Here is a 13984-nt window from a genome sequence, read left to right on the forward strand (position 1 = left end):
GTAAGTACTTCGCATCTTGTGGTCCGCCGAGTCGCTGTAGGAGTTGATCTGCCGCACGCAGTGCGACAATCGGAGAGTTACTGCATCGCGATGACAATTGCCTTGCGCGCATCTTCGGCCGACATTTCGCTATTCCAGAACGCAGTCACAGTGTCCTTCACAGCATTGGCAACCAGGCTGGTGCGACCATTCCAGTGGTCGACTGTGTCGCCAGTCTGCATGGCGCTAACTGCCTTGGCCGCGCAGCCTCTGAACTGGCTCGGGTCGGCACCCTTAGCCGCAGGCAATGTGCCCTTGGCATGGGCAGCCGCGATCTGAGTTGCTGGGTCCATTACAGCACTGGCAAACAACGCCTGCGCTGCGATATCTTCAGGTTTGGTCACCTTGATGAACTCGAAGCCATCAGCGACCACAGCGAGGGCCGTGGACCACGGTGTTATTCGGCAGGACCACTTTTCGCCTTCAGGACCCATATCCGAGTATCCGCTGGACGCCCAAGGCCCCATGAAGAAATAGGCAGCCTTGCCTGATACGATCAAATTATTGGTGTCGTTCCAGCTTCGGCCTGGCTTACCATCATCGGTAAATTCGCGCAGAGCACCCAGCGCTTCGAATGCCTTGAGCATCTGGTCGCTGTTGAGAGCTTCGCTGTCGCCGCTCATCACGCGGTTGTAGAAAGCAGCATCGCCTTCAGCGAGGAGCACATGGTCGAACAGGATGCCTTCCTGCCAGGACTCGCCACCAGAGGCCAATGGAATGAAGCCGGCAGCCTTGATCTTGGGCAGAGAATCTGTGAACTCGGCCCAGGTGTTTGGGGCAGTCACTCCCGAAGCAGCCAGCACGTCATTGTTGGTGTACAACCAGTTGATGATGTCAACAAAGACCGGCGCAGCAACATAGTGCCCCTCATATTTGACACCTGCTGCTATGCCTTCCGGCAAACGCGCATCCCAGTCCTCGGCTGTAGCCACGCTGTCCATGTTTTGTAGCAAGCCGCCTTCGGCAAAGCTCTTCAAAGTCCCCCCCATGGAACTCTGAAGCACCATCGGGGGCTGGCCGCCAATGATGCGCGTCTTGGTCGAGGCAATACTCTGCTCGGTGTCTGGGAAGGACGTTTCCTTCCAGGTTCCACCCAACGCTTCGAACTTTTCACGGAAAACGCGCATGGCTGCGACCTCACTTTCCGAATTCCAATTGTGTGAGATGTCCCCATCGGCGAGTACGCCAGTGGTTGGGATGCTCAGAAGCGCCGTGCATGCAAGCAACGCACAAAGTTGGTTTTTCATCTTCTCTCCCTTAATGCCGGCCAAATGTTAGAGCGGCACTGCCTGTCCGGCTGTGGCATGGACCGCCTTTTTGACGCGAGCCTAGATAGTCGTGGGCTCTCGGCCGATCCATCTCCCGACAACGCCCAACGTCGCCCGCATCTCCTCGTCTGTGCCGATGGAAATGCGGAATTCATTAGCTTTCCCGGACACTGGCCGCCCCAAGATGCCAGCCTTTTGCAGAACCGCATCGAGTTCTTGGGCCTCGGTACCACCATGTGGAAAAGCGATAAGCACAAAGTTTGTATGGCTTGGCACGACAGTCAGGCCAAGCGCCCGCAGTGTTTCGGTGAACCAGCCCCGCGTTGCATTGATCCTGGAGGTGACCTCGGCCAGATAAGACTGATCGCGCATCGCGGCTTCAGCCGCATTTAGCGCCGCCATGTTGGTGTTGAATGGTGTTCTGAGGCGCGAAACCGCGTCGATCACGCTATCAGGAGCGGCCGCCCACCCGATCCGCTGGGCCGCCAGACCATAAGCTTTTGAAAAGGTGTGGGTCACAACGACACGACCGTCCGCCTTAAACAGGGTCTTGATCCCGCAATCATAGGCCGGGTCGGTGACAAACTCCGCATAGGCGGAATCGATGATGAGGAGCACACCGGCGGGCAGCGCTGTTTCGAGGCGCGCAAGTTCGGTTGCCGGCGTAAATGTGCCGGTCGGATTATTGGGCGAGCAGATATAGACGATGCGGGTTTTGCTATCGACCGCCGCGATCATGGCATCGACATCGACGCAATGATCCTTCTCGGCGGCTTTGTGAATTTCGGCCCCGCAGGATCGGGCGTAGATTTCTGCCATCATGAAGCTGTTTTCACTGATGACCATTTTTTCGCCGGCCGAAAGGATCGTTCGAATGACCAACCCGATTGCTTCCTCGGAACCATTCCCCGCGAAAATGTTCTTCTCGTCCAGCCCATAGACTTCGGCAATCGCACGGCGCAGCGCCGTCTGCGAGCCATCGGGGTAACGACCGAGCTTGACTTCAGTGTTGTGGAAGGCAGCCACGGCATGGGGGCTCGGTGGATACGGCAACTCGTTCGACGACAGCTTGATTGGCTCGGCAAACCCATCGATAGCGCTCTTGCCTTGGGCGTACGGCTTGATTTCCGACAGTGTCGATTTCGCCTGAACAGACATTACTTACTTCCTATTCCGCTAGGTGACACCTTGATCATCACCGACTTGGATTGCAGATATTCGCTCAGCCCGAGCTGGCCGAGTTCACGGCCCCAACCAGACTGGCCATAGCCCCCGATTGGCGTACCAAGATCGGGAATATTGTGCGTGTTTACCCAAACGATGCCGCAATGGAGCGCTCGCGACACCCGGATTGCCCGGTTGATGTCGGTGGACCAGACGCTGCCAGCCAACCCGTAGCGAGTGCCGTTCGCCAGCTCGATCGCCTCTTCCTCTGTCTCGAATGAAGCCACGCAAAGCACCGGGCCGAAGACTTCATCCTGAACCAGAACATTGCCTTGGTTTTCGACAGCAAGGATCGTTGGCTCGTAAAAACTTCCGGCGCGAGGCAATTGCCTTCCGCCACAAAGCAGTTTTGCGCCGGATGCAAGACCCTGCTCGACATAGGCGTGGATAGTCTCCAGATGCGCCTGTGACGCGATCGGGCCGAGTTGGTTGGCCGGGTCAAGCGGATCGCCCACCAGCAGGGCTTGGCTTTTGGCCAGCAGACGCCGGACGAACTCATCGCGGATAGATTTGTGCAAATAAAGGCGGGAACCCGCTACGCAGACCTGACCCGAATTGCCAAAGATTGCATCGACCGCGCCATCGACCGCAGCATCCAGATCARCATCAGGAAACACCAGAACCGCAGACTTGCCGCCAAGCTCCAGGGTCAGCTTTTTGAGATTGCTATCGGCCGAGGCGTGCACGAGACGCCGACCGGTGCCGGTGGAGCCGGTGAAAGCGAGTTTGTCGATATCATTGTGGGCAGCAATGGCAGCGCCAACAACGGAACCGGAGCCCGCTACAATGTTGATCACCCCATCGGGCACGCCCGCCTCCTTGGCCAATTCGGCAAAGCGAAGAAGGCTCAGAGGCGTGGCATCGGCTGGTTTGATGACACAGGTGCAACCCGTCGCTAAAGCTGGCGCGATTTTCCACCCGGCAATGACCAGCGGACCGTTCCAGGGCAGGATCATGCCGACGACGCCGATGGGCTCCTGCAGCGTCAGCCCATGCAAATCACCGGCCGGGAACGAGAGCGCGCCAGACGTTCCGGCAATCTTGGTGCACCAGCCGGCAAAATACCGGAAGGTTTCCGCAAAGAACGGCACTTCCATGTGCGCCGACGCGACGATTGGCTTGCCCATGCTCAGGGTTTCCAACTCGCCGAGTTCATCGGCATTCGCCTCGATCAACTCAGCAAGCCGCCATAGGATGCGGGCGCGGACCGCTGCGTTCATCCCCGACCATTCCGGGTGGTTGAGCGCCGCGCGAGCGGCACCCACAGCATTGTCGACGTCTTGCGCCGACCCGGCGCAGACCTTGGCGAAGATCTCCCCGGTCGCAGGATTGACCAAACTGCTCACCTGCTCGGCAGCGATTGGCCGGCCATTCACCCAAAACGGAACCGGTCGTTCCAGTCGATCCAGAGTGCGCTTTGATATCTGGTGAATGGCCATGACCTTAGGCTCGCTCTTGGGCTTTTGGGCCGCGGACTGGCGCTTCAAGAATGTATTGCCAAGGCGCGGGGAGATTGCGCTCCTGATGGGCTTCGATGATCGTGGGACCGTCGAGCGTAAGCGCTGTTTCCAAGGCCTTGCGCAGCTCATCGGGATTGCCGACGCGCATAGCGTTGGCTCCGAAACTTTCGGCAAACTTGACGAAGTCTGGATTGTGCAGATCGGCCGCGATGAAGCGCCCGTCATACCATTCCTTTTGCTGGCGGTAGACGTTGGCGTAGCGGTTGTCGTTGAACACGACGGTGATCAGCTTGATGCCATACTCAACAGCAGTCGCCAGTTCGGTAGCAGTGAAGAGGAACCCGCCATCGCCCGAAATGCTGATAACCGTCTTGTCCGGGTTAGCCGCCTTGACGCCGAGCGCGGTCGCATAGCCATAGCCAAGCGTGCCCTGGAAACCGCAGCTGACATGCCCGCGCAAATTGTAGATCGGCAGGCCGAACCACGAGGTGTAGCCAACCTGGGTGATCTCGTCGCAGAAAATCCCATCCTCTGGCAGTACGTCACGGATAGCCTTGAGGTAGGCCATCTGTGGAGCAACATTTGCAGCCATCTTGGTATGCAGGCTCTCCTTGAGGGCGCGCAGTTCTTCTTCACGCGAGGCAGGCCGTGTTGTCAGTGCCTTATCGAGTTCGGGCAGCATGGCCCGCAGGGTCGCCCCGGCATCGCCATGTAGCGCGATGGCTGGCTGGGCGTAGCGGTCGAATTCATGCGCATCGATATCGAGCCGGATGATTTTGATGCTTTCGTCCAGGCCCCAATACATCTGTGGGTATTTCAGGCGCGTGCCGATGGCGAACACCACATCAGCATCGGCCCAAAGCCGGCGACCAGCCGGGAAGACCTGGGCATGATAGTCACGATCATCGACAATGCCGCGACCCGAACGGAAGCATGTGACCGGCGCTTCGATCATCTGCGCCAGTGCGTTGACTTCCTTGGCCGCGTTAACCGCACCGCCGCCGACATAGATCAGCGGGCGCTTGGCGCTCTTGAGCAGCGCGATGGCCTCGGCAATATCGTTGCCGTTGGCGCTTGGTGTCTCAGGCAAGACAGCGGCGTGGCACGACACGGTGCGCGCGTTCTTAGCCATCACATCCGGAGCCATCTCCAGATGCACCGGACCGGGACGGCCCGTCTGCATCGCCACAAAGGCGTCGTTGATAAAGAGCGGGGCCGCGTGCGGGGTGTTGATCCGCTCGCCATACTTCAGCATGGACCGCATCGTGGCCAGCTGATCGGGAATCTCGTGCAGATAGCCGCGCCCCGACCCGATCGCATCGCTCGGAATCTGACCGCACAGGCTCAGGACGGGCGCGTTGGCGGCCCAAGCCGTGGACAAAGCGCCCATGGCATTCATGATACCGGGACCGGGAACCACCGAAAACACTGCTGGCTTGYCCGTCGAACGGGCCGCGCCGAACGCCATATAGGCGGCGCCCTGCTCGTGACGGCTGCGAATGATGTTCATGCCACCATTGGTGCGCTGGATCGCGTCAAAGAAATTATCCAGCTGTCCACCCGGCAAGCCGAACATGGTGCCGACGCCATTGGCCTTGAGTGCCGAAACGAGAATATCAGCACCCGTCTGGACCTTAGTGTCGGCCGTATTCAGGGATTGATTCATAGGCGTTGCCTTACCAGGGATTGGAAGTTGGATGATCTTCGAAATCGGTATCGGCCTTCACCGACACCGCTTCATCGGAGCGAAACAAACAGGTGATTGCGAACCAGATGACACTCGGGCGCAGGATGGCCCCGAACAGGACCCTGACGTCCCTTGGAGCCAGGACGGCGCGGGTACGCACGGCATCTTTCGCCGMGTTTTCCATGACCAGCGCACCACCCTCGACCCGCAAGGTGTCGATGGTGATATCCATGTCTGCGATGGGTGTGACCACACGCATGGGTTCAGTCTTTCCGAAGGGTTCCGCGCGCTTGCGCGCCGGAAATACGGGATTTCAGCAAATCGGAATGCTTCATGCCCTGTTTGTCGAACGGCATGACGAACTGGCCACGCTCGTACATCTGATCCATCGAGGTGTAGGCGCCCTGCATTTTGTGCGCGAGGTTGCGCGGCGGGTTGCCCGAAGGGAACAGGTTGGGTGGATAGATCGGCTTTTCGTAAATCTTGCCGAAGGCTTCGGTGCGCAAATCAACCCATGTGTTGTGATTGATCTGGGTGCGGTGCTCACGCAGCGCTTCGATGTCGATGGTGACCGATAGGACCTGCTCTTCAGGGTAAGGCGCGTGCCTCATGACCATGCCGGTATAGTCGATACCGAACGAGTTTCCGGCGCAGAAGGCCTTGGGATAGTACTTGTAGTCGACCGTGCCCCAGTTCGACCCAAGCAGATAGGCCATGTTATCGTGGGCCCGGGTGCGGCGGGTGAACATCCAGAAATCCCAAGGCTCCGAGACGCCTTCCATCTCCTGCAGTGCCACCGGATGGCAAATCACCTCCACGCCGTTATAGCCGAGGGCGCGGGACGCTTCGGGCGTGCAGCCGTCATGACAGGTCATGCAGCCCAGCTTGCCGATGGGAGAATCCAGCACCGGGAACAGGTCTTCGATCCTGTCGCCAAAGACGGCGGTATATTCGTCCCACATATCATGGGGCGAGGTGCCCAGGCCGATCGAGGCCGGGATGTGATACTTACGATACTTCAGCTCGACCCCATTCGGGCCAAGGATGAAAGCTGTGTTGAACCAGCGATCGGGGAACTCGGGGACCTTTTCGATCAAGCCGCCGCCAGCGATATACATGTCGTATTCACGGCACTTTTCGATCAGGATCTGGATCTCTTCATCTTCGAAGGTGATGGCCTTCTTCATGAAATCCTGCAGACCGTGCTCACCCTTGCCCGGTGTCGTGACGCCTTGCAGGAAGTATTCGGGGAAAACCGCCAGGCGAACGGGCACTTCCCAATGATAGCCGACACCAAAATCGATCAGATCAAGGGCGCGCTGCAGGTTCCGCTTGATGCCCGCCCGGTCAACCGCCACTTCGACATGGGGCTGAACGACAAGCGCCGTGTATTTTTCAATCCGCTTACGCATTCGGAAACTCTCCTGCTTAGTTCAGAGGACGATGGGGCATGCCGAAATCGCGCAGCATGACGTTCGCCGTAATTGTACCCATGGCCGTGATCCCGCCGCCTGGATGGCAACTTGGACCGGTCATGTAGAGCTTAGGGACGGGGGATTTGTACTGCGAGTAGCCGGGCAGCGGACGGAAGTAGCCCATCTGCGACAGCAGCCGCTCACCGCCGGTGGTGTTGCCGCTCACGAAGGCCGGATTGGCCTCTTCGAGGCTCACGCCGGTTTCGTAATAAGCGCCGAGGATATTGTCCTTGGTCATGTTCGTCGTGTAGCGGCGCATGACCTTCATCATGACCTCTTCGACATATTCCTCGATGTAGTCGTTCCAGTTCACGCCATTGGAAAGCCGGCTGGGAACAAAGGTGTCGAGGATCAGGGTGTGCTTGCCATCCGGGGCGCGCGAGGGATCGAGCTTGGTCCAGCCAGCCGACCACAGGAATGGATTGGTTGGCGCCTTGCCCATCATGATCTCGGCGTACTGCACGTCGATATCGTGCAGCGTGCCGAATATGCGGTGGAATGCACAGGCATTCATGTCGGCGCCGTTCTTGTAGTTCGGTAGCTCATTAAGCGCCAAATGCACGCGGGCGATCGACACCGTGCCGTACGAGAAATTGCGGCACGCCTGCACGAACTCAGGCGCCAAAGCCCCCTCTTCCATGCAGTCGATGAACGACACTTTCAGCCCGAGCCCCGTCACAACCGCCTTCTTGGCGGTAATCTGCTCGCCGCTTTCGAGCCGCACGCCGACACAGGCCCCCTCGGCATTGAGCACGAACTTGTCGATCGGCGCGTCGGTCAGCACCGAACCGCCATGGGCCTTGACGTAGTTGGCCAGCGCTGTCGGCAGCATCATCGAGCCACCCTTCGGGATCGCCGCGCCATAGGTGTGGATGCCGGGGATCAGGATATAGAACGACTGCCCGGTGGCTTCGGTATCCGGGAAAATCTGCGGAGCCAGCGCCCAGCCCAGAATGAATGCGCGGACCGTGTCGTTCTCGAAATTCTGCATCACGAACTGACGCGACGACAGGTTGAATTCCTTGAGCTTAAGCAGACCTTGATAGCTGTTCTGCATGGCCGCTGTCATTGTGGCCGGCTTGCCTGGGGGCGAGAACATGCCCTTGATGAAGCCATCCTTGATGCCATGCCACTGGTCGAAAATTTCGCGGTAGCGCTGTGCATCCTTGACCGAATGCTGCGCGATGCTCTGGCAGGTCTTTTCAATATCCTTGTAGACCACGATGCCAGGGCCGTTGGTGTCGGGATGGCCGGTAATGTGGTTCTGCTCCCAGATATACTCCAGGCCATGCTCCTTCAGCTCGGGCATCAGCTCCTGAAAGTCCGGGTTGGCGTGAATCCAGACGTGGGACGAGCCGAACAGGTCGTGCTTGAAACCGGGCTGGGTGACTTCCCGCGTGACGCAGCCGCCACCGATCCAGGAATTACGCTCCACGACGCAAACCTTCAGCCCGTTCTTTGCCAGCAAAGCGGCGCATGCCAGGCTGTTATGCCCTCCACCAGCGATCACAACATCAAAGTCTTCAGCACTCACCAGCGCTACCTCTCTTTTTTGGTTTGTCCAAACTAACACCTTTGTTATTTTGGTCAAGCCAACAATTGCAATTTCACGCGACGTCGCTTGACGGGTCGCCTGACCAGGCGAACGCCGCCCACCCATCGCAGGCGCGCGCAATGCGCGTCCGTTGTAAATGCGCAATAATGTCAATGAGATAATCTGCGATCTGGCATCTGCGATGTAGGAACTAGCTCCCCTCTCCCGACCGAAAGAGAGGCCAGAGAACGTAAACCAATCCACCAATTTGGCAGAACTGGTAATACCAATTTAGACGAAATGCGCCCACAGGATCTCACCGAGCAGAAACAAAATGACCGCCACTCCATTTCTGGCGCGGCGGTCACTTACTCGAGAGTTCAGGAATCGGCGTTCAGCCTAACGCCGGCCAGCGCTACTGCGCTGAAAAGTAGGCATCGCAGGCGCGCTCGACACCGCGCAACTCGGCCAGCCCCTTGAGGCGCCCGATATAGGAATATCCAGGATTTGACGCCTTGGAGCGGTCCGCAGTCAGCAGGTGCCCGTGGTCCGGGCGCATCGGAATCGTGCAATCGCTCCGCCCCACGGCCTGGCGGCGGTTTTCTTCAATGCGGATGAGCCGGATCAGCTCCGGCATGCTGGCCCTGCCGTCCAGATGCTCGGCCTCCTCGAACGAACCGTCCGCATCAACGCTGACATTGCGCAGATGCAGAAAATGCACGCGCTCCGCCACCTGCTTGAACAGCGCCAGAATGTCGTTGTCGCGCGATGAACCCAATGACCCAGCGCAAAAGGTGATGCCGTTTTCCACATGATCGCTGGAGTCCAGCACCCAGCCCAGATCGTCGCTGTTCGACACCACGCGCGGCAAACCAAACAGTGGAAACGGCGGATCATCGGGATGAATGCAGATCCGCACGCCGAGCTCATGAGCAACCGGCGCAACGACCTGCAAGAACTTGCGTAGGTTTTGCCGCATATCGTCCGCACTCACGCTGCCATAGGCATCGAGCAGTGCCTTGAAGGACTTCAGATCATGATGCAAATTAGTGCCAGGCAGCCCGGCAATAACAGTCTTTTCGATCCGCGTCGCGTCGTCGGCCGATAGCCCGGCCATCATCACCGCCGCCCGCTCCTGCACGTCCGCGGAATAGGAGCCTGCGGCCCAGGGCCGTTTCAGGATAAAGATGTCGAAGGCCGCGAACTCCGCCATGTCAAAGCGCAGCGCCGTCGCTCCTTTGGTGGTCGGGTACAGCAAATTGGTCCGCGTCCAGTCGACCACCGGCATGAAATTGTAGCAGATCGTGCCGATGCCGTTACCGGCGACGGCCCGCATGGACTGAACGAAAGCCTCGACATAGCGATCAGCGCCGGGCGCACCGCGCTTGATATCCTCGTGGACCGGGATGCTCTCCACCACCGACCAGGTCAGGCCAGCGGTGGCGATGACGTCGCGATGCGCCCGGACGGCCTCCGAACTCCAGGGCTCTCCCACCGGAATGCTGTGAAGCGCGGAAACGATTCCCGTTGCTCCCGCCTGCCGGACTTCCGCAAGCGAGATCGGGTCACTGGCTCCAAACCAGCGCCAAGTTTGCTGCACCTTTAGACCTTTCTTTCCTCGTCGCCAGAGACCTCCGCTCCGAGTTGACGGGATCGGCCGCTAGGCAATTCTACTAGGTTCATCATTAGGCGTCATGAGAAGCCCTTTCAAATTTATAGTCTTTTTCATGCAATTGGAAAGCGTCCAAATCTGAAAACAACGCGTCACCGCGCCGTCACCGGCACCTAGGCGAGAGCCTGGATATCCAAAAGTCATCCCTCCGACTGCGTGGGAGCACTCAAACTGCCGTAAAGACGGCGCAGCAATGTCTTGAGCAGCTCGGCCTCGCCCGGTAGCAGATTTTCCATCACCTTGACCTCATGCTGGCGGGCCGCGCCGACCAGGTAAGTCGCTAGCTCACGTCCCTGCGCGGTCAGATACACCCGCACGCGCCGCCGATCTATTTCATCGGATCCACGCCGCACCAGGTCGCGGTTGTCCATCTGGTCGATCAGCTTCGTCAGTCGCGATTGCTCCATCAAAGCAAGCTCCGCCAGGCGTGTGACCATCAAACCGTCCTCGTCATAGAGGCAGGCGAGCACGCGCCACTCCGGGCCTTTCAGGCCATTCCGGCGCACAAAACCATGAAACTCAGAACTGGCGGCATCGCTGGTCGCCGCCAGCAGATAGAGCAGATAATTCGGAATGAAACTGCCAGGAGCGGGGAGATGCGCCGCGTCGATTTCTAGCTGCCTCTTTTGAGCACTCATGACCAAACGACCTTTTTCTGTCCGCCCCATAGTGGCTATGCCAGCCCATCAATACAAGAATTTGCTGGATCCCGCGCCGCTTGGCACCAGCCTCAAAGCACGTCCTGGCCGCGCATCTTAAATTTGGGGGGTTGACAAGAATTAACATGAAATTTCATATTTAGTAGACATGAGGCACAGGAGCGGGAGGCTCTTATGAATCAGCTGAACCTTACGATCATTGAAGTCACCCAAGAGACGGAGCTGGTTAAATCATTCCAGCTTGCCGCCGCCGATGGCACCCCCCTGCCGCCCTTCACCGCTGGCGCCCACATCCGCGTGTCGCTGCCCGGCGGGGATGATCGCCCCTACTCGTTGATCGCGGTAGGCGATGCCGCCGCTTTGGCCAGGCCAATTTCCTATCGGCTGGGCGTGCGGTTGGAAGAGACCGGAGCGGGCGGGTCTCGCTACATGCACGGGCTGGAGGTCGGCGACACGCTGGTCACCACCGCACCGAAGAACGATTTCACCCTGATCAAGTCCGCCGCGCCGGTAGTGCTGATCGCCGGCGGCATTGGCATCACTCCTCTCACCAGCATGGCCACCAGCTTGAAACACCTCGGCGTCCCCTACCAGCTGCACTATTGCGGCCGTTCGCAGGGGTTACTGGCTTTCTTGGCCGCCCTCAAGGACATGCACGGCCCTGCGCTCACCGAACATTACGACACCGACGACAGCGCCCTTGACCTGAAGGCGCTCATCGCCGGGTTGGATAGCACGAGCCAGATTTACGTCTGCGGCCCGGCGGGCCTGATCGAGGCGGTGCGCGAAACGGCAGCAGCGCGTGGCTTCGCCAAAAGCCAGGTCCATTTCGAGTTGTTCGCGCCGAAAGTGAGCGCTGACGGCAATGGCACCTTCGAAGTGGAGCTGCGCTCGACCGGCCAAGTTTTCGCTGTGCCTGCGGATCGCTCGATCGTCGAGGTGCTTGAGGCAGCGGGCGTGGACCTGACTTACGACTGCAAGCGCGGCGACTGCGGCATCTGCCAGACCACCGTGCTGAGCGGCGTCCCCGATCATCGCGACGTCATCCTGACCGACGCGGAACGCGCCACCAATTCCGTCATGCAGATCTGCGTCAGCCGCGCCAAGTCGGACCGGCTTGTTCTGGACATCTGAGCCCCAGGAGAACCTCATGGGTAAATACACCACTGCCAGTGATATTCGCGCCTTGGTGCGCCCGGTGGAAATCCACAAGGATGTCTATATCAGCGACGAGGTTTTCCGGCTCGAGACCGAGCACCTTTTCGCGAATACCTGGGTCTATGTCGGCCACGAAAGCCAGGTCGCCAATAAGGGCGACTATTTCACCACCGAAGTGGGCGTGCAGCCGATGATCATGTCGCGCCACATCGATGGCGAGATCTATGTGAACTACAATCGCTGCCCGCATAAGGGCACCAAGATCGCCATGGATCGCTCCGGCAATACCGGAAAGTTCTTTCGCTGCCCCTACCATGCCTGGTCGTTCAAGACCGACGGATGCCTTTTGGCCATCCCCTTGAAGAAGGGCTACGAGAACACCGGCTTTGCCGAAAACACCTCGGTCAAGGGCCTCACCCCGGTCGGGGCGGTCAGAAACTATCGCGGCTTCGTCTTCGTGCGGCTCAACCCGGAGGGCATCGGCTTCGATGATTATTTCGGCGGCAGCCTTTCCTCGCTCGACAATATGGTCGACCGCTCCCCGGTCGGGCGGCTGGAAGTGGCAGGGCCACCGCTGCGCTACCTGCACCATTGCAACTGGAAGATGCTGGTCGAAAACCAGACCGACACCTGCCACCCGATGGTCGCCCATGAAAGCTCGGCCGGAACCGCCGTGCGGCTTTGGGAAGAGATGGACAAGCCCGACGGCACGCCCCGGCCCATGGCGATGGAAGTCATCGCCCCGTTCATGTCGCCCTACGAGTTCTTCGAATCCATGGGCATTCGCACCTGGGCGAACGGGCATGGCCATACCGGCGTGCACCACTCCATCCATTCCGATTACTCGGCAATTCCCGGTTACTTCGAGCAGATGGCCGCAGCCTATGGCGACGAACGCGCCCGGGCGATCCTGGACGAGAACCGGCACAACACGGTCTATTTCCCCAACATCATGATCAAGGGGCCGGTCCAGCAATTGCGCAACTTCATTCCCATGGGGGCTAATAAGACCATGGTCGAAAGCTGGATATTCCGGCTGGTGGATGCGCCCGACATGCTGCTGGAACGCACAGCCACCTATAACCGGCTGATCAACGCGCCGACCTCGATGGTCGGCCATGACGACCTCGAAATGTACGAACGGGCCCAGGAGGGTCTGCACTCCCAAGGTCTCGACTGGGTCAATATCCAGCGCCTCTATCCGGGCGAAGAGAACTTCGAGGAGGCAGCGGTCGAGAACGGCACCACCGAGCGGCAGATGCGCAACCAGATGCACGCCTGGGTCAAATTCATGACCGCGACGATGGAGGAGGCGTGATGACTTATCCCGCCAAGAACGACCTGATCGACTTCATCTATGATGAAGTGCGCATGCTGGACGATGCCCGCTTTTCCGATTGGCTGACTCTGTGGGAGCCCGATGGCATCTATTGGATGCCGCTCGAGTACAATCAGCAGGACACCAAGCTCGTGACCTCGCTGCTCTATGAAGATCAGTTCATGCTTCGTCTGCGCGTCGAGCGCCTGAACAACGAACGCACCTTCAGCCAGAAGCCCAAAAGCCGCAGCCACCACGTCATCCAGCGCCCCTATGTCGATGTGTTCGAGCCAGAGAACGGCCATTTCGTCACGCATACGGCGATGCACTATGTCGAAACGCGCCTCGACGAGCAGGTGCTGCTTGCGATCAACGCCCAGCACGAACTGGTCCTGCGCGATGGCGCCATCCGCATCAAGCGCAAGAAGGTCGTGCTGCTGAACAGCGATGCAGCCTTCCGCAGTATTCAGCTTCTACCGTGAGTCAGTCC

General features: G+C 59.1%; 12 protein-coding genes. 3 read left to right on the forward strand and 9 right to left on the reverse strand.

Annotation, left to right across the window (positions count from 1 at the left end; all coding sequences use genetic code 11):
- Positions 1 to 77 precede the first annotated feature (77 nt).
- The 9 genes from AC1DWF_RS06945 to AC1DWF_RS06985 form a co-directional block, all read right to left on the reverse strand.
- On the reverse strand, positions 78 to 1286 hold the full coding sequence (locus AC1DWF_RS06945) for an ABC transporter substrate-binding protein (RefSeq protein WP_476781871.1): 1209 nt from the start codon (positions 1284 to 1286) through the stop codon (positions 78 to 80).
- A gap of 81 nt (positions 1287 to 1367) precedes the next feature.
- A complete protein-coding gene (gene hisC / locus AC1DWF_RS06950) occupies positions 1368 to 2465 on the reverse strand; it encodes a histidinol-phosphate transaminase (RefSeq protein ID WP_476781870.1) in 1098 nt (365 codons plus the stop codon).
- Entirely contained in the window at positions 2465 to 3970 is a 1506-nt protein-coding gene (locus tag AC1DWF_RS06955; protein ID WP_476841545.1) for an aldehyde dehydrogenase family protein, read from the reverse strand. Before AC1DWF_RS06955 ends, hisC begins: the two co-directional genes overlap by 1 nt.
- Positions 3971 to 3974: 4 nt before the next feature.
- A complete protein-coding gene (locus AC1DWF_RS06960) occupies positions 3975 to 5657 on the reverse strand; it encodes a thiamine pyrophosphate-dependent enzyme (RefSeq protein ID WP_476841546.1) in 1683 nt (560 codons plus the stop codon).
- A gap of 10 nt (positions 5658 to 5667) precedes the next feature.
- The gene (locus AC1DWF_RS06965; RefSeq protein ID WP_476841547.1) at positions 5668 to 5937 is read right to left on the reverse strand and encodes a hypothetical protein; all 270 of its coding nucleotides are present in this window, start codon (positions 5935 to 5937) and stop codon (positions 5668 to 5670) included.
- A gap of 4 nt (positions 5938 to 5941) precedes the next feature.
- Positions 5942 to 7090, reverse strand: coding sequence for a nitrilase-related carbon-nitrogen hydrolase (locus tag AC1DWF_RS06970; RefSeq protein ID WP_476781866.1), 1149 nt, complete (start codon positions 7088 to 7090; stop codon positions 5942 to 5944).
- Positions 7091 to 7106: 16 nt separating this feature from the next.
- Positions 7107 to 8951: a phytoene desaturase family protein gene (locus AC1DWF_RS06975; protein ID WP_476781865.1), complete on the reverse strand. Its 1845-nt coding sequence runs from the start codon at positions 8949 to 8951 to the stop codon at positions 7107 to 7109.
- A gap of 151 nt (positions 8952 to 9102) precedes the next feature.
- Entirely contained in the window at positions 9103 to 10287 is a 1185-nt protein-coding gene (uxuA, locus tag AC1DWF_RS06980; RefSeq protein WP_476781864.1) for a mannonate dehydratase, read from the reverse strand.
- Positions 10288 to 10499: 212 nt separating this feature from the next.
- Positions 10500 to 10997 carry a MarR family winged helix-turn-helix transcriptional regulator gene (locus AC1DWF_RS06985; protein ID WP_476781863.1) on the reverse strand — a complete coding sequence of 166 codons (498 nt, stop codon included), beginning with the start codon at positions 10995 to 10997 and terminating at the stop codon, positions 10500 to 10502.
- Positions 10998 to 11192: 195 nt separating this feature from the next.
- Here AC1DWF_RS06985 and AC1DWF_RS06990 point away from each other — a divergent pair, with 195 nt between their 5' ends.
- The 3 genes from AC1DWF_RS06990 to AC1DWF_RS07000 are packed head-to-tail and all read left to right on the forward strand — an operon-like array spanning position 11193 to position 13976.
- Positions 11193 to 12152, forward strand: a complete 960-nt coding sequence (locus AC1DWF_RS06990) for a PDR/VanB family oxidoreductase (protein ID WP_476781862.1) — start codon at positions 11193 to 11195, stop codon at positions 12150 to 12152.
- Between the two features lie 16 nt (positions 12153 to 12168).
- A complete protein-coding gene (locus tag AC1DWF_RS06995) occupies positions 12169 to 13494 on the forward strand; it encodes an aromatic ring-hydroxylating dioxygenase subunit alpha (RefSeq protein WP_476781861.1) in 1326 nt (441 codons plus the stop codon).
- Positions 13494 to 13976, forward strand: coding sequence for an aromatic-ring-hydroxylating dioxygenase subunit beta (locus AC1DWF_RS07000; protein ID WP_476781860.1), 483 nt, complete (start codon positions 13494 to 13496; stop codon positions 13974 to 13976). Before AC1DWF_RS06995 ends, AC1DWF_RS07000 begins: the two co-directional genes overlap by 1 nt.
- Positions 13977 to 13984 lie beyond the last annotated feature (8 nt).

It is taken from the genome of Aminobacter sp. P4_D5 (genome assembly GCF_056401815.1).